This is a genomic window from Streptomyces decoyicus, assembly GCF_019880305.1.
Classification (GTDB): domain Bacteria; phylum Actinomycetota; class Actinomycetes; order Streptomycetales; family Streptomycetaceae; genus Streptomyces; species Streptomyces decoyicus.
Genome location: NZ_CP082301.1, coordinates 4,457,234 through 4,474,070 on the forward strand (window position 1 = coordinate 4,457,234; position 16,837 = coordinate 4,474,070).

Here is a 16,837-nt window from a genome sequence, read left to right on the forward strand (position 1 = left end):
AAAGCAAAAAAGGGGTGAGGGGGATATCGGCCGCTCCAGACCGACATCCCCCTCACCCCCCGGCGCTGTGCGCAGGCAGGTCCAACCGCGGCAGTCGCCGACTTACTTGCCGAGCTCCGAGTCGAGGTTCTCGAAGGAGTCCGCAGCCTTCTCCAGGTACTGGGCCAGGCCGTCGAGACCCTCGTTGGTCTTCGACATGCCCTGCTTGAACTCCTCGAAGTCATGGCCGAACTTCTTCGATGCCTGCCGGGTGACGAAGCCGTTCTCGAGCAGGCCGTCGATGTAGCTCTTGAGGTCCTGGAGCTTGTCCTCGATGCGCTCCTTCTCGCGGTTCATCTTCTTCGCGGCGGCCCGCATGTCCTCATATGTGACATCGAGGTCTTTAGCCATGACGCTCCCCTTCGCTCCGCTGACGACCGCGAGGTCCCCCTCCCGGCATACGTGTGGCGCGCACCGGTTCGGCGCACGCCTTTGGGCACCTTAGTTGCTAACCCTCGCAGGTGCACATAAGCGCAATTGCGGCAGCCATTAACTGCCCTCAAATCCGGACATTGTTGTGGCATTTCACAGGTGCCTGACCGAGTTTTTGCCGGACGATATCCTTTCCCGCGTTGAGAGGCATTTCGAGGAGGAGCTAAGTGCGTTTGAAGCTGACTGTCGTCGACCCCTATACGAACGCGCACAAAGACCTCGTCCTCGATGCCGACCCGGAGACCCGTATCGACGCCGTTGCCCGGGAGCTGGCGGCCCGGGTGCGGGGCGGGGCCGCGGCCGGGCCGCCAGGTCCCGCGCTCTATGTCGACAACCACCACGTGGACCCCCACCACACCGTCACCACCTCCCCGCTGCGCGACGGCGCGGTGGTGAGCCTGGACGACCCCTCCGGCTCGCTGCCCGGCGAGCAGCCCGGTGTCATCGAGGTCCGGGTGGCCGGCGGGCCCGACGCCGGCGCCGTGTTCCGGCTCGGCGTCGGCCGGTACGACATAGGCAGCGGTCCGGGCTGCCAACTGCTGATCAACGACCCGGAGGTGCCGCAGCGTGCGCTGACGCTCTACGTGGTCTCCCCGGACGACCTCCGCCTGGCCGTGCACGGCGGCGGGCAGGGCGGCGAGGGGCAGGGCCGGCAGCCGGGCGGGCACGGCCGGCCGGGTGCGGCACCCGAGGGCGAGGAGCCCCGGCCCGGCGAGGTGCGCATCGACGGCAAGCCGCTCGAAGGGCAGCAGCTGCGCGTCGGCTCCCAGCTCGCCCTCGGCAACACCCTGCTCGACGTGGCCTATTACACGCCCCCGGACGCGGCCCTGAAGTGGTCCGACGACGGCTCCGGGCACGACTACAACCGCCCGCCGCGGCTGCGCCCGCCGGAGCGCGTCACCAAGTTCCGCCTGCCGGCGCCCCCGAAGGAGTACGAGGCCCGGCCGCTGCCCTGGCTGATGGCGGCCTCCCCGCTCGTCATGGCCGTCACCATGGCGTTGGTGATGGGGCGCACGGCGTACCTGCTGATCGCGGTCTTCAGCCCGCTGATCATGATCGCCAACTACTTCTGGGACAAGAAGCACGGCCGCAAGTCCCACGCCAAGCAGGTCCAGGAGTACGAGGAGCACAAGGCCCGGATCGAGCGCGACGCGCAGGAGGCGCTGATCCTGGAGCGCGGCGACCGCAGCCTCGACCACCCGGACCCCGGCACCGTCTGGTCCCACGCCACCGGCCCCCGCACCCGTGTCTGGGAGCGCCGCCGCAGCGACGCCGACCACCTGCTGCTGCGGGTGGGCACCGGCCGGCTGCCCTCCGCCGTCGTCCTCGACGACCCCGAGCAGGACGACCACCGCCGCCAGGTCACCTGGGACATCGCCGACACCCCCGTTGCCCTGCATCTGGGCCGGCTCGGCGTGATTGGCTTCGCGGGTCCCGACGACACCGCGCGCAGCCTGGCGCGGTGGACGGTGGCGCAGGCGGCCGCCCTGCACAGCCCGCTGGACGTGCAGTTCTACGTGCTCACCGAGGCGCACGCGCAGGCCGGCTGGGACTGGGTCCGCTGGCTGCCGCATGCCCGTCCGACGGCGCAGGACGCCAACGTCCTCATCGGGAACGACGCCGAGACCGTCGGCGCCCGTATCGGCGAACTCACCCAGATTCTCGAGGCCAGGCAGAAGGCCGCCCAGGAGAACCGCGGCCAGGCGGGCTTCTCCGACCCCGACATCGTCGCCGTCTGGGACGGCTCGCGCCGGCTGCGCTCGATGCCCGGCGTCGTACGGCTGCTGAAGGAAGGCCCGGCCGTATCGATGTACGCGATCTGCCTGGACGCCGAGGAGCGCTTCCTGCCGGGCGAGTGCAAGGGCATCGTGATCGCGGAGCCGCGCAATGCCCGGCACGCCGCGCACGAGCGGCAGGCCGGCGGCGGCGCGAGCGACGCTCTCGAAGTGCTGCGGCGGGCCGCCGAGGAGGAGCAGCGGCAGAAGGCGGCGGCCGAGACCGGCAGGTCGCGCCGCAAGGGGAAGCAGAAGAAGTCGGCCGCGCCCGCCTCGCCGGCGCTGACCAACACCGCCGCGGTGATGCTCTCCCTCGACAACCAGAGCGGCGCCCCCTCGCCCGCCTCGCGGGCGGCCGCGGAGCAGGTCGACCCCTCCGTGCTGCGGCTGCGTGTGCAGCAGGAGGGCAAGGACAAAGTCCTGGGCGTACGGCCCGACTTCGTCTCGCCGGCCTGGTGCGCCCGGGTGGCCCGGGCGCTCGCCCCGCTGCGCGACATCAGCGGCGAGACGACGGACAGCGCGCTGCCGGACGCCAGCCGGCTCCTTGACGTCATCGGGATGGAGCCGCCGACGGCCGGCGCGGTGGCCGGCCGCTGGCAGAGCGGCGGGCAGTCCACGCTCGCGGTGATCGGTGAGTCGTACGACGGGCCGTTCGGCATCGACATCCGCAAGGACGGGCCGCACGGCCTCATCGCGGGTACCACGGGATCCGGCAAGTCCGAGTTGCTGCAGACGATCGTCGCCGCGCTCGCGGTGGCGAACACGCCGGAGAACATGACCTTCGTGCTCATCGACTACAAGGGCGGCAGCGCGTTCAAGGACTGCGTCCACCTGCCGCACACCGTCGGCATGGTCACCGACCTCGACGCCCACCTCGTCGAGCGCGCCCTGGAGTCGCTCGGCGCCGAGCTGCACCGCCGTGAGCACATGCTGGCCCAGGTCGGGGCGAAGGACATCGAGGACTACCAGGACCTGGTGCGCCGTAATCCGGGTATGGCGCCGCTGCCCCGGCTGCTGCTGGTCATCGACGAGTTCGCGTCCATGGTCCGCGACCTGCCGGACTTCGTCACCGGCCTGGTCAACATCGCCCAGCGCGGCCGCTCCCTCGGCATCCACCTGATGCTGGCCACCCAGCGGCCGTCCGGCGTGGTCTCGCCGGAGATCCGGGCCAACACCAACCTCCGTATCGCCCTGCGGGTCACCGACGGCGGCGAGTCGTCGGACGTCATCGACTCGCCCGAGGCCGGAAACATCTCCAAGAACAACCCGGGCCGCGCCTACGTGCGCACCGGCGCAGCCTCCCTCATCCCCTTCCAGTCCGGCCGCGTCGGCGGCCGCCGCCCCGGCACCGCGGACCCGATGGCCCTCGCCCCGTGGGCCGGGGAGCTGGACTGGACCGGCCTGGGCCGCGCGGCGCTGGCGAAGCCCGCGGCCGCCAAGAGCGAGGAAGAGGAGATCACCGACCTGAAGGTGCTCGTCGACGCCGTCCGGGAGGCCAACGCGCACCTGCAGATCCCGCAGCAGCACAGCCCGTGGCTGCCGGCCCTCGCGGAGACCGTGCTGCCCGCGGACCTGCCGCCGGTGCAGGGTCTGGGCGTGCTGCCCGCGGCGCCGTACGGCATCGAGGACATGCCGTCGAGCCAGTCCCGCCGCGCGGTCGCGATCGACTTCGCCACCTTCGGCCACCTGCTCATCGCGGGTGCGCCGCGCAGCGGCCGCTCCCAGGTGCTGCGTACGATCGCGGGCTCCCTGGCCCGCACCCTCTCCTGCGGCGACGTCCACCTGTACGGCATCGACTGCGGCAACGGCGCGCTGAACGCTCTCGCCAAGCTGCCGCACTGCGGCGCGGTGGTGGGCCGCAACCAGAGCGAGCGGGCGGTCCGCCTGGTCCGCCGGCTGTCGGCGGAGTCGGGCAGGCGGCAGGAGCTCCTTGCGGAGTACGGCTTCGCGGACATCGGCGAGCAGCGCGCCGGGGCGCCCGCGGACCAGCGGCTGCCGCACATCGTGCTGCTCCTCGACCGCTGGGAGGGCTGGGTCTCCTCCCTGGGCGAGCTGGGACACGGCGAGCTGACCGACGAGTTGCTGACCCTGATGCGCGAGGGCGCGAGCGTCGGCATCCACCTGGTGATCACGGGCGACAGGCAGCTGCTGACCGGTCGGATCTCCTCGCTGACGGAGGACAAGATCGGCCTGCGCCTGGCGGACCGTACCGACTTCTCGATGCTGGGCATCAACAGCCGCAAGGTGCCGGACGAGATCCCGCCGGGCCGCGCGTTCCGCAACGAGACGGGTACGGAGATCCAGTTCGCGCTGCTGAGCGAGGACTCCACCGGGCAGGGGCAGAACGCGGCCCTGGTGGCCATCGGAGAGGGGGCGGCCCACCGGGACGCTGCGGTGCCGCGGACCCTGCGGCCGTTCCGGGTGGACTCGCTGCCCAGCCGTATCACCTTCGACCAGGCGTGGCAGCACATCGACCAGGCGGCGTCCGCCTCGCGGCTGTGGGGCCTGGTGGGCGTCGGCGGCGACGACCTGACGGCCTTCGGCCCTGACCTGGCGCACGGCTCGCCGGGCTTCGTGATCGCGGGCCCGGCGAAGTCGGGCCGCTCGACGGTGCTGATGAACCTGGCGCGTACGTTCGTGGGCCGCGGCGCCCGCCTGGTGGTCTGCGCCCCGCGGCCCTCTCCGCTGCGCGAACTGAAGGGCCTGGAAGGCGTCTTGGCGGTCTTCACGGCCAGCGACATCGAGGAGGACGAGCTGCAGGAGGCCGTGGCGACGGCGTCCGTGGAGCATCCGATCGTCGTCCTGATCGACGACGGCGAACTGCTGGAGGACTGCGATGCGGAGGACGAGTTCAAGAAGCTGATCTCGACGGGCTCCGACCGCGGCATCGGCATCGTCATCGCCGGCGACGAGGACGACGTCTGCTCGGGCTTCAGCGGTTGGCAGGTCGACCTGAAGAAGTCCAAGCGCGGCCTGCTGCTGTCCCCGCAGGACACCTCGAGCGGCGAACTGGTCGGCGTGCGCCTGAGCCGGAGCACGGTGGGCGGCCCGGTCACCCCGGGCAAGGGCCTGCTGCACCTGGGGAGCGGGGAGGCGTTCACGGTGGTTGTGCCGGTGGGTTGAGCCGCGACGTGAGCCTGTTGACCACGTAAGCACAAAGGGAGGGGACACATGGGCGGCCACGACCGGCTGGTTGTCGACTACACACTGCTGGAATCTTCGAAGAGCAATCTCCGGGAGATCAAGAAAGTCCTTGGCAACATCGACGACCACCGCGACGACATACGTGATATCTGGGGCCACGACAGCATCGCCGGCAAGATGGATGAGTTCGTCACGAACTGGGACAACTATCGACGTGAACTGAAGGACAACGTCGAGAACTTGGGGAAGCAGGTAGAGGGAGCGCTCAAGAGCTTCCAGAAACAGGACCTCGACCTGAAGAACGCGACCGAGAAAAAAGAGAAAAACGGGGGAAAGTAACCGATGGCAACAGGTAGGGGTAGGCGGCGCCCGGTCGACTGGCACCCCCTGGCGGAGAAGGACCCGGTCCCCGGCGATCCGGAGGATATCCGGCACGAGGTCACCAAGATGAAGGACCTCGCCAAGACCCTCCGCGACCAGGCCGGCATCCTGCGCAAGGCCGAGGACGGTGATGCGCTGAAGGGAAAGTACGCCGACAAGATCCGCGAGAAGTCCGGCGACCTGGAGAAGCACTTCCGCGAGACGGCGGGCCGCTACGAACGCGTGGTCGGTGACCTCGGCAAGTGGGCGCACGAGCTGGAGGGTTTCCAGGAGCGGGCGGACGGGATCCTCAAGGCCGCAAAGCAGGCCGACGAGGAACACGCTGCCGAGGTGAATAAGCAGGAAGCCGAAGCGAAGAAGGACGGCGACAAGAAGAAGCCTGAGGACTCCGACTCCGACAGTCACCTGGCGAAGTATCACAAGCAGCTGGACGACGTCACCTCCGAGCGCGACACCCGCGCCCAGCACTACGCCGACAACATCGGCGAAGACATCTCGGACGTCCTTGAGGACAGCGGCTGGGAGGACTTCAAGGACTGGGTGCACGAGAACGCGGATACGATCAAATCTGTCATTGAAGTCCTGAGTTGGGCGGCCACAATCATCGGGGTTGTTGCCCTCCTCTTCACGCCGGTCGGATGGCTGGCGACTCTCATCACGGTGGCCACCATCGGTCTCACCGCGCTCGTCGGTGTCGGGCACACGATGTTGGCTCTCTCCGGGGACGGGAACTGGGCGGACGTTGCCATGGACGTCTTCGCGCTGGCGACGTTGGGGGTCGGCAGCGTGGCAATGAAGGGCATTAAGGCCGCACACACGACGCTCAAGGCCACCACCAGGGCCGGACGGTTCGAGCGGTACACGAATCTGCGCAAGCTGCTCAACAAGAACGTCATGAAGCACGGGGCTGACTCGGCCCGCGGCGCGAAAGCGATTCGAGCACAACGGGCGCTGCGCCAGATCGGGTCGAAGGAGACAACGCCCGGGACGACCCGACTGGACCGCCTGCTGAGCGGTGAGGGAGAGGTCGCCAGCGCGAGCAAGTTCGCCAAGGCGATGCGGGCCGAATTCGGGGGGAATCCCGACGTGGTGAAGGCGGCCGATGCGATGGACAAGGCTGCACTGAAGTTCAAGCTGAACTACGGGGCTGCTACCACGGTGGACGTAGGGGACAAGCTCGGGGAAAAGGGCCCCTACTCGGACCAGTATGGCGATGCCAAGGACGTCCTCACGCGTGAAGTGGGGAGCCGCTGGTGACCACCCCTGAGTAAGACGCGACCGGCGACAACCGGACATGGCGAAATCTAAAGCCTTCTAGGGAGTGGAAGACAGTGGCAACAATCCCGGCGAAAAGTCCAGAGGAATCCCGGGCCATGAAGTTCCTTGCTGCGTGCACATTGGTGCCGATCCTTTGCTTCGCCTTCCAGGACCTCGGCAGCAAGTACGGCGGCATGGACTGGCTCACCTACGATTACACGGCATGGTCGTTGATGATCGCACCTGTGCTGATGCTGGTCCTGTTTATCAGGAATCGGGAACTCATCCGTAACCCGCGCACGGGTTCCAACTTCTCTCAGACGATCAAGATCGTCGCCGGCATGTACGCGCTCTGGAACATCATCGGGGCCATCGGCTACAGCTGGCTGGCGGTGATTTCGGTGCTCTCCTCTCTGGCGATCCTGGTAGGCGACCGGCAGCTGAAGAAGCGGGCGTCCGCGTGAGCACGTCCGATCTCGAGCAGCAGCCCCCAGCCGTCGAGGGGACCGCTCCCCGTGGCTACGAGCTCGTCCTGCCACCCGGCTGGGTCCGCATCCCCCTGCGCAACGGCACAAAGGAAGCACTGGAGAGGGTCCTCTTCTCGCATATGGGGCAAGTCCCGGAGGGTATCCCCCGGGACGATGCGATGCGCTTCCGCCTGGACATGCGCCGCCAGATAGAGAAGCAGGCCCGTGCGGCCAGGAGAAACGGCGGCCTTGACCTCTACCTGCCGATGCTCCCGCGCGGGGGGATCTTTCTCATGGCTTCGTTCATCGTCGCCGAGATGCCGATCGGCCATGACCGTGCGGCGCCGCCGGAGGCAGTGCTCGCTCAGCTGGCGAACGAGGATGGCCCCGACGGATCGGCGACCGAGGTGAAAGTGGCGGGAGTGCCCGCCCTCCGCCGCTCCTACCGATCCGCTCCCGACCCGGCAAAGCTGCGATCAGCCCCCGAAGCCGTACAGCAGACCGCCCTGCCGACCCGCCGGGTCGAGTACGTGATGCCCGTCGCGGACGGTCACGGTCGCTGGATCAGCATCAACTTCTCCACACCGGGCGACGGCGACCTCGACAGTGAATTCACCGGCGTGCTGGTCGAGTTGTTCGACGCGGTGGTCGGCACCTTCCGATGGAGTTATGAGTGAGCTGGCTCAACGTCAAGCACGCGATGCAACTGTCCCCCTGGATCCGTATCCCGCTCATGTGGCCGGAACCCGGCCTTGAGGACATCGAGGAGGCACAGTCGCCGGAGGCGTGGGCACGCTGCTTCGCCGAAGGCCTCTGGGAGGATTTCGCGTCGGAGAAGCCAAAGCCGGGCGAAGTCGACCTGCTGACCAACATCTTGTTGATGTACGCCCTCAGGGCCCCTGCGGCATTCCCTGACTTCGAGGTCTTCCTCCATCTCCCGCACCCGAGGGACATCCCGCTTCCGGCGTATGTCGACCTGGTGGAGATCGAGGAGGACGAAGACCGGGAAACGGCACTTCGTGCTCTGACCCACGCCGATGCGGGCTACGCCATCGAGCCCCCCATCGTCGATGACTTCGACTCCCCGCACCTGGGAGCCGGCTTGCGGGTGCTGCGCTACTACCAGGACCAGGACGAGGACAGCAACGAGGTCCACGTCGGCCTCCGTTACGCCTGGCGCTTCGAGAAGGGCACGGAAGCCGCGGACGTCCTGATCATCCTGGCCGATCCCGACGCCGGCCGGATCCTCCGGTCCCTCGACGACATCGACGAATTCGCCCGCACCATCCGGATCAGTCCGGATGAGGAAGTGGATACCTGGAAGTCTTCATGATCGGATCGAATCCGATGCGGACCACTGGTTCCCATGCTTTTACCCCGAAGCCTGGGCCCTTCTTCGTCGAACGGCTTGAGTAAGGGATGCCTGCTGCTTTCGCTGGAAAGAAGACGAGGGATAAACATTAACGTCATGGCCACCTTTCGCTGGAGCGCAGTATGAGCATTCCGTACGCACTCGACTTCACCGAAGACCCGGAAGACTGGATTCCCGTCCCCATCCTTGAGGGGCGGGGCGCTGGCCGGCAGCGGCGGAAGTGGGCGAAGAGGAGCGCCGAGTTGCGCTGGGCTCTTGAGGACGAGGGTCCTCGTGACAAGTCGCAGGTGAAGGAACTGGCACGCACGCTTGAGGGCTTCTCCGAACAGTTTCCGCAGAAGATCCCTATGCACTATATGTTCCTGTACGCTCCGGATCTCCGCAGGGACCTCGTGCCGTTCTTCTTCTACGCGGCCCGGTCGGAAGGGCCGGTGGAGCAGGTTCTGGACGCGCTGGTGCAACGCAACGAGCCCGGAGCCGCGCAGGATCCGCACATCGATGACTTCACCACCGACAACCTCGGCAGGGGGCTGCGCTCCATCCGCCACTTCGTGCCGAAGGGCGGCGAAGCTCTCGGCATGTCGGTCAACTACGGGTGGCGCGTCGAGCCTTATGGCATCGACCTGTCCATGCGCACCGTCAGCGACGACCTCGGCTGGGTGTCCGCGAATATTGACGCGTTCGACGCATTCGCTCACAGCCTGAAGGTGGTGCACCCGAACGACATTGTCGTTGATTGATGGCAAGGGGGGAGCCACTGGTGAGCCACTTCGGCCAAAGCAATGCAGGCGGTAGCGCGATGTCATCCGGCAAGGCGGGTCCAGGGCCCTGCTTGCGGTTCGAGTGATCGCGCTCGACCGCTGCTCTGGTTCCTTCTGGCAGGACTGATCGGAAAGTTCGCTGGATATATGGGACGAAGTCGAAAAGAATCCAGGGGCGTTAAGACCCTTGGTGTGTTCGCCGTGGTTCCGGTCCTCTGCGCCGCCTTTCAGGACCTAGGCAGCAAGTACGGCGGCATGGACTGGCTCACCCCCGCTTACACATTCTGGCCCCTCATGCTTGCACCTGTGGGGTTCCTGATCGTGTTCGTCACGTACCGGGAATTCACCTTTAACTCACCGAGGGGCACCTACCTCAAACAGACGATCAGCGGCCCCATTCTGAAAAAGCGGGCGGCCGCGTGACCGAGTCCGACCTCGAGCAGCAGCCACCGGCCGTCGAGCAGGCCGCGCCCCACGGGTACAAGCTCATCCTGCCGCCCGGCTGTGTCCGCATCCCGCTGCGCGACGGCACCGCGCGGAGCAAACGCGGTGTATCCGCGAAGTCGTGGGGCCACGACCGGCGTTGAATATCCAACGCTGCGAGCACGCGCACGATGGAGCTTCAGTATGAGCCGCCCCGCCCCGGGGCCGGACCCCACGCCGGACGCCTACCGGTGACGCTCGTTCAGCACCGTGATGCCGAGCATCCGCGCACCCGTCTCGCTGCGCGGCCGGTGCCGGCTGCCCGGTGCGAAGACCACGTACGAGCCGGGGCCGTGGCGCTCCCCACCGTCGATCACCTCCCCGCTCACCACGAAGTACCGCTCCTCGGCCGCATGCACATCGACCTCGGGCCATTCCGTCCCCGGGGCGAAGTCGATGAGCCATCCCCGGGCGTACGGCGTCCCCGGAAGCCTGCGGCGCACGATCCCGGGGACGACTTCCTGCGGTGCCACGTCATCGACGTGGACGACGGTCTTCCCCATGGGGGTGTCGGTGCTCTCACTCATGGGGCCACTGTGCCGCCGTGAGGCCGGCCGAGGCAGAGTCTGAAATGACATCCTCGGGTACATTCCTGCCATGACCATGACCATGACGATGACCCCACGCCCGTGACCCGCCACCGGGTGGTGGCTCTGCTCAACGAGCCGCAGTCGCCCTTCGAGCTCGCCTGCGCCGCCGAGGTGTTCGGCACCGTCCGTCCGGACCTGCCGGTCCACTACGACTTCGCGGTGTGCGCCCGTCGCCCCGGTCCGCTGCGCACCACGGTCGGGCACTCGCTCCTCGTCGAGCACAGCCTGGAGGCCCTCCGGGAGGCGGATACCGTCATCGTCCCCGGGTGGCAGCCGCCCGGAACGGCCGTCGAGCCGGACGTCCTTGACGCACTACGGGCCGCTCACGGGCGCGGCGCACGGCTCGCCGCCATCTGTACGGGCGCCTTCGTCCTGGCCCGCGCCGGGCTCCTCGACGGACGCCGCGCCACCACGCACTGGCGCCGCACCGCCCAACTCGCCGCTGCCTTCCCGAAGGTGAGCGTGGACGCCGATGTGCTGTACGTCGACCACGGCGACGTGGCCACCAGCGCCGGCTCGGGCGCCGGAATCGACCTCTGTCTGCACCTGGTGCGTGCCGACCACGGGGCGGCGTACGCCGCCCAGGTCGCCCGGAGCATGGTGCTGCCACCACACCGCGAGGGCAGCCAGCTCCAGTACGCCGCACACCACGCCGACGCGTCCACCCGGGCGGACGCCTCGCTGGCGCCCCTGCTGGAGTGGGCCGTGTCCCGGCTCGACGCCCGCCTGACGGTCGACCAGCTCGCCGCCCGGGCCGGCGTATCGGAGCGCACTCTCGCGCGCCGGTTCGCCGACCAGCTCGGGACCAGCCCCGGCCGGTGGCTGCTCGGACAGCGCCTCGACGCGGCCCGGGTTCTGTTGGAGCGGACGGATCTGTCGGTGGACGCCATTGCCACGCGGGTCGGACTCTCCTCGGCCGTCAACCTGCGGCGCCGGTTCCGCACCGCATTCGGTGCCACGCCCGGAACGTACCGGCGCACGTTCGGTGAACCCTGTGTGAGCCCCTGAGAGCCCCTGAGAACCCCGCGACAGCGGCCAGACGCGAGGATGTCCGCGTATGAGGTGTCAATCCGGGCTAACATCAGCAGTCGGAAAACTGGCTGGAAATAGCCCTTTGCGGGCGGTGCGCAACGCGGTCTCGCGGTGAGAGAACCTCCCCCGCGGCGTCCCCTGTCCCTGCGAGACCAGCGCGCACCATGATTAACGCGAAGTTGCTCGCGTTAATCTTTCCTGGACAATACTTGGCGTGAACCCGCACTGCAATACGGAGCCGTCGTGACGACAGCGCACCATGCCCCGGGCGAGACCAGGCCCGGTGGGCGGACCGCCCGCACCCGGCAAGCCGTATTGACCGCCGTCTTCGAGGAGTTGGGCGAAGTCGGCTTCGCCGGGCTGACCATGGAGAGGGTCGCGCAGCGCTCGGGAATTCATGTGGCGACGCTCTACCGTCGCTGGCGCTGCACCGAGGGCCTGGTGTGCGATCTGCTGACCGACCTGAGCTCCGAGGTGCCGCTGCCGGACTCCGGCACCCTGCCCGGGGACCTGCGGGCGCTGGCCCTCTCGATAACCGCCTTCTACGGGGAGGCGCGGATGAGCCGCCTGATCGAGGCGGTGGTCTCCGCCGCGGCCCGGGACTCCCAGGCGGCGACGGTGCTGCGGACCTTCTTCGGCGAACGGCTGGCGCTGGCCGGCCGGATGGTGCAGCGGGCCGTCGACCGCGGTGAGCTGCCCGCGGACACGGACCCGGAGAAGGTGATGGCGGCGCTCGGCGCGCCCTTCTACTACCGGATCCTGATCGCCCGCCGTCCCGTCGACCAGGACCTCGCCGAGTCCGCCGCCACCGCCGTCTGGGCGGCGGTCCGGGCCGGCGCGTACGTGCGGACGGACGGCACGCCGGGGTGAACGGCACATTGGTGAACGGCACGCCGGTGAACGGCGCAACGGTGAACGGCACACCGGTGAACGGGGCACCGAAGAGCGGGGCGCCGGTGAACGGCACGTCTCCCGGCGGCTGATGCCACCGGGAGACGTGGGCGCGCGCCAACGGGCCCTGTCCGCCGGACAGTCCGGACAGCCCGGTATCCGTTCATCCGGTCAGCCGTGGCGGACGCCGCGCCCCGGACGGTCCGCCATGTGCCACCCGGCTACTTGCCGAGCAGCCCCGCCATCCACGCCTCGACCTCGTCCGACCGCCGCGGCAGCCCGGCCGACAGGTTCCGGTTGCCGTCGTCCGTGACGACGATGTCGTCCTCGATCCGGACGCCGATGCCGCGGTACTCCTCCGGCACCGTCAGATCGTCCGCCTGGAAGTACAGACCGGGCTCGACGGTCAGCACCATGCCGGGCTCCAGCGTGCCGTTGACATAGTTCTCGGTGCGGGCCGCGGCGCAGTCGTGCACGTCGAGACCGAGCATGTGGCCGGTGCCGTGCAGGGTCCAGCGGCGCTGGAGCCCCAGCTCCAGCACCCGCTCCACCGGGCCCTCGACCAGACCCCACTCGACCAGCTTCTCGGTGAGCACCCGCTGCGCCGCGTCGTGGAAGTCGCGGTAGGCCGCCCCCGGCTTGACCGCCGCGATGCCCGCCTCCTGCGCCTCGTACACCGCGTCGTAGATCTTGCGCTGGAGGTCGGTGTAGCGGCCGTTGATGGGCAGGGTGCGGGTGACGTCGGCGGTGTAGAGGGTGGTGGTCTCCACGCCGGCGTCCAGGAGGAGCAGATCGCCGGAGCGCACCGCGCCGTTGTTGCGGACCCAGTGCAGGGTGGTGGCGTGCGGCCCCGCGGCGCAGATCGAGCCGTAGCCGACGTCGTTGCCCTCGACGCGGGCGCGCAGGAAGAACGTGCCCTCGATGTAGCGCTCGCTGGTGGCCTCGGCCTTGTCCAGGACCTTCACGACGTCCTCGAAGCCGCGCACCGTCGAGTCGACGGCCTTCTGCAGCTCGCCGATCTCGAACGCGTCCTTCACTGCGCGCGCTTCGGAGAGGTAGACCCGCAGCTCCTCATCGCGCTCGGCCGTGACCTTGTCGGTCAGCGCGGTCTCGATGCCGGCGTCATGGCCGCGCACGACGCGCACCGGGCCGGTGGCCTCCTTGAGCGCCTCGGCCAGCTCGCGTACGTCCTTGCAGGGGACGCCGAGCAGCGCCTCGGCCTCGCTCAGGCTGTGGCGCCGGCCGACCCACAGCTCACCCATGCCGTCGAGCCAGAACTCGCCGTTCTCGCGGTTGGAGCGGGGCAGCCGGTGGACCGTCGCCTCGTGGCCGTCCTTCGTGGGCTCCAGGACCAGGACGCTGTCGTCGGTCTGGTCGCCGGTGAGGTAGACGTACTCCGTCGAGGCGCGGAAGTCGTACTCGGTGTCGTTGGAGCGGGTCTTCAGATTGCCCGCCGGGATCACCAGCCGCTCGCCGGGGAAGCGCGCGGACAGTGCGGCGCGGCGGCGGGCGGCGTTCGGGGCCTGCTCGATCGGCCGCAGGTCGCGCAGCTCGGTGTCGGCCCAGCCGCCCTTCATGTTCTCCGCGAGCTCATCCGAGACGCCCGGGTAAAGGCCGTTCTTGCGCTGCTTGATCGGCTGCTCGTCCTCGTCCGGGGTCTCCGGCGTGAGCTCGTCGGTCACAATGCCTCCTCTTAAGACTGAACCGCTTTCCATCGTATGTGCGGATGGAAAGAGGTCCACGGGCAGAAAGATGTGACCTCTCCGGCATTCCAGTCATAGGACGCATGGCGCCCACCGGCCCGGACGGGGCGTACGGTCCCGGCACCCGGCACCCGGCGCACGGTCCCGGCACCCGGCGCACGCCCCGGCGGGCGGCCGTGCGCCCGCCTCACGACGCCTGGCGCGCTCAGGGCCCCTCCTGCCGGCCCTGAGCGCGGGCCGTTCCTGCCGGCCCTACCCCTCGAAGTACGCCGCGAGCAGCACCACGTCCTCCTCCGACGACGGATCGTCCAGGCCCTGCGGCAGCATCGTGCGCACGATGTGGTCGACGACCGCCTCCGGATCATGGCGGCTCCCCGCCGGGACGCCAGCGGCGGCCGCGTGCAGCCGGGTGAAGGCACGGTCCATGGGCTCGCCGGTGCGGTGCAACAGCCCGTCGCTGTAGAGCAGCAGGGTCTCGCCGCCGGCCGGCTCGATCTCCACGCTCGGCGCTTCCCAGCAGGCCAGCATGCCCAGCGGCGCGGACAGCGAGGTCTCCACGAACTCGGTCCGCAGCGCGCCGAGGATCAGCGGCGGGCAGTGGCCGGCTCCGGCCAGTACGAGCTTGCGGGGGAAGGGGTCGGCGATGCCGCCGGGCATCACCGTGCCGGGCGGCGGCTCGGTGAAGGCGAAGAGCGCGGTGGCGCTGCGGGCCGGCTCGGTCAGCCGGAGCAGCAGTTCGAGGTCGGAGAGGACCGCGACCGGATCCTCGCCCTCCATGACGGCGTAGGCGCGCAGGGACGCCCGCAGCCGCCCCATGGCCGCCACCGCGCTCGGCCCGGAGCCGGTCACCGAACCGACGGCCAGGCCCAGTGCGCCGTCGGGCAGCGGCAGCGCGTCGTACCAGTCGCCGCCGCCGCGGGGCCCGGTGCTGTGCCGCACCGCGAGGCGTACGCCGGGGATCCGCGGCAGCCGCTGCGGCAGCAGCTCCGCATGGAGGGTCCGCATGGCCTGGTGGCTGCGGTGGAGTTCGAGGAGCCGGGCGAGGTGCTCGGCGGCGTGCGCGCGGTAGAGGCCGACGAGGTGGCGCTGGCGTTCGGTGGGCTCGGCCGGTTCGTCGTAGAGCCAGACCGCGGCACCGGTCCTGCCGAGGGGTTCGGCGGAGAGCGGGACCGCGTAACTGGCGGCGTACCCGAGCCGGGCGGCGACCTCGCGCAGGCGGGGGTCGAGGTCCTTCTCACCGGGGATGTCCGGTTCGGCGATCTCGGTGCAGGGTCCGGCCTGGGCGTCGTCGCGGGGGCCGGCGGTACGGCCCTCGCCGCGCGTCTCGTGACGGGTGTCGTCGAGCGGGTCGGTCCGGGCGTCGTCGCCGGGGTCCCGCTCCGGGAGGCCGTCCAGTATCCGCGCGTACGACAGGGCGCGGCGCGGGATGGTCTCGATATGACCGATCTCGGCGTGGCCGAGGCCGAGGCCGACGGTGGTCTCCGGGCCGAGGCCGTCGGACGGTGCGAGGACGACCAGACCGCGGCGCGCCCCGACCAGGGAGGCGCCGGCGCGCAGCAGCTCGTGGAGGGCGTCGCCCAGCGTACGGGTGCGCGCGAGCTGTTCGGTCAGGTCGTGCAGGGTGCTGAGGTCGGAGATCCAGCCGGCCAGCCGGTCCTGCACGGCGGCGAGTTGGTCGACGGCGGAGACGTCGGGGGCGGCGCCGGATACGGAGTCGGGTGCGGTGCCCCGGGGAGCGTCCGCAGGGGTGCCGGGCAAGCCGTCTGACGGGGTGTCGGCGGCAGGGTCCGCGGCGGTTTTTGCCACGCGCGGGTCGACAGTGTGCGCGGGAGCGGGCAGAGCTGGTTCGATTCCAGCCACTTTCGGTACGTGCGGGGCGGTCATGGCCGACGGCTATCGTCGCGCCAGGCATTACCCCAGGTCAGGCCGCTATTTGGTAGGGAGTGAGGCATTTTGTTGAGTGACGTTGTGCGGTACGGGTGGCCGCTCAATTTCCTCAATAGCATCGCAAACCCCCATGTCATGCTGCTCCGCTATTAATGCCTCCACATGTACACGCACCAGCGATGTGATGTCCAGCATTGTCCCCATGGGGTTTGTGGTGTCAACGAGGTCTGGGGATTGGCCTGAAAATAGCCCCCCGAGCGTCAATTTAAGGTCGACTGACGGCGATCAGCAGCGCGTCATCACCACAGTGGCGGGTACGTACTCGGAAAGGTGCGGGTCAGTTGGCGCCGCACCGGAACTCTCCGGCGGGCACTGGCGTCTAACACGCCGACGGCCGCGACGCACTCCCAAGCGGCGGGGGCTGCACCACGGAAGCGCAAGCGCCATACGCACGCCACCCCTCGCCATGTTTCACGCTCGGCTTTCGGCGTGATGCGCTGCCTTGTACACGCGGTGACCAGTGATCCACGTGGCGTGATCGATGCGCGATCGACCCCGGGTTCCACGGCCGGGCCGCAGGACACGCCCCACAACGGCACGAAGCGGCACGGCGCGAAACGATG

General features: G+C 69.1%; 15 protein-coding genes. 11 read left to right on the forward strand and 4 right to left on the reverse strand.

Annotated features, from left to right (window positions below; translation table 11 throughout):
* Positions 1-102: 102 nt before the first annotated feature.
* Positions 103-390, reverse strand: a complete 288-nt coding sequence (locus K7C20_RS19560; protein ID WP_030075914.1) for a WXG100 family type VII secretion target — start codon at positions 388-390, stop codon at positions 103-105.
* 248 nt (positions 391-638) lie between these two features.
* On the opposite strand from K7C20_RS19560, the gene K7C20_RS19565 reads away from it, so the two are divergent.
* From K7C20_RS19565 to K7C20_RS19605, 9 genes are all read left to right on the forward strand, one after another.
* The gene (locus K7C20_RS19565) at positions 639-5,369 is read left to right on the forward strand and encodes an FtsK/SpoIIIE domain-containing protein (RefSeq protein ID WP_053210563.1); all 4,731 of its coding nucleotides are present in this window, start codon (positions 639-641) and stop codon (positions 5,367-5,369) included.
* Positions 5,370-5,417: 48 nt separating this feature from the next.
* Positions 5,418-5,729, forward strand: a complete 312-nt coding sequence (locus tag K7C20_RS19570; protein ID WP_030075918.1) for a hypothetical protein — start codon at positions 5,418-5,420, stop codon at positions 5,727-5,729.
* Positions 5,730-5,732: 3 nt separating this feature from the next.
* Positions 5,733-7,028, forward strand: coding sequence for a putative T7SS-secreted protein (locus K7C20_RS19575; RefSeq protein WP_030075920.1), 1,296 nt, complete (start codon positions 5,733-5,735; stop codon positions 7,026-7,028).
* A gap of 116 nt (positions 7,029-7,144) precedes the next feature.
* Positions 7,145-7,492, forward strand: a complete 348-nt coding sequence (locus K7C20_RS19580) for a hypothetical protein (RefSeq protein WP_030075922.1) — start codon at positions 7,145-7,147, stop codon at positions 7,490-7,492.
* A complete protein-coding gene (locus tag K7C20_RS19585) occupies positions 7,489-8,172 on the forward strand; it encodes a hypothetical protein (RefSeq protein WP_053210561.1) in 684 nt (227 codons plus the stop codon). The genes K7C20_RS19580 and K7C20_RS19585 overlap by 4 nt, the downstream gene beginning before the upstream one ends.
* Positions 8,169-8,828 (forward strand): hypothetical protein, encoded by a 660-nt coding sequence (locus tag K7C20_RS19590; protein ID WP_048828669.1) that lies wholly within the window; start codon positions 8,169-8,171, stop codon positions 8,826-8,828. Before K7C20_RS19585 ends, K7C20_RS19590 begins: the two co-directional genes overlap by 4 nt.
* A gap of 161 nt (positions 8,829-8,989) precedes the next feature.
* Positions 8,990-9,607, forward strand: coding sequence for a hypothetical protein (locus K7C20_RS19595; RefSeq protein WP_030075928.1), 618 nt, complete (start codon positions 8,990-8,992; stop codon positions 9,605-9,607).
* Positions 9,608-9,820: 213 nt separating this feature from the next.
* A complete protein-coding gene (locus K7C20_RS19600) occupies positions 9,821-10,051 on the forward strand; it encodes a hypothetical protein (protein WP_030075929.1) in 231 nt (76 codons plus the stop codon).
* Complete coding sequence (locus K7C20_RS19605; RefSeq protein ID WP_160328784.1) at positions 10,048-10,215, forward strand: hypothetical protein; 168 nt, start codon at positions 10,048-10,050, stop codon at positions 10,213-10,215. Before K7C20_RS19600 ends, K7C20_RS19605 begins: the two co-directional genes overlap by 4 nt.
* A gap of 81 nt (positions 10,216-10,296) precedes the next feature.
* Here K7C20_RS19605 and K7C20_RS19610 read toward each other — a convergent pair whose 3' ends face one another.
* Complete coding sequence (locus tag K7C20_RS19610; RefSeq protein WP_030075931.1) at positions 10,297-10,638, reverse strand: cupin domain-containing protein; 342 nt, start codon at positions 10,636-10,638, stop codon at positions 10,297-10,299.
* 102 nt (positions 10,639-10,740) lie between these two features.
* Here K7C20_RS19610 and K7C20_RS19615 point away from each other — a divergent pair, with 102 nt between their 5' ends.
* Together K7C20_RS19615 and K7C20_RS19620 are read left to right on the forward strand one after the other, a co-directional pair.
* Complete coding sequence (locus K7C20_RS19615; RefSeq protein ID WP_030075933.1) at positions 10,741-11,709, forward strand: helix-turn-helix domain-containing protein; 969 nt, start codon at positions 10,741-10,743, stop codon at positions 11,707-11,709.
* 267 nt (positions 11,710-11,976) lie between these two features.
* On the forward strand, positions 11,977-12,603 hold the full coding sequence (locus K7C20_RS19620; protein ID WP_030075935.1) for a TetR/AcrR family transcriptional regulator: 627 nt from the start codon (positions 11,977-11,979) through the stop codon (positions 12,601-12,603).
* A 242-nt stretch (positions 12,604-12,845) separates the two neighbouring features.
* On the opposite strand, the gene K7C20_RS19625 is transcribed toward K7C20_RS19620, so the two are convergent.
* Entirely contained in the window at positions 12,846-14,306 is a 1,461-nt protein-coding gene (locus K7C20_RS19625) for an aminopeptidase P family protein (protein WP_030075937.1), read from the reverse strand.
* A gap of 273 nt (positions 14,307-14,579) precedes the next feature.
* Entirely contained in the window at positions 14,580-16,211 is a 1,632-nt protein-coding gene (locus tag K7C20_RS19630; protein ID WP_053210560.1) for a PP2C family protein-serine/threonine phosphatase, read from the reverse strand.
* Positions 16,212-16,837: the final 626 nt, after the last annotated feature.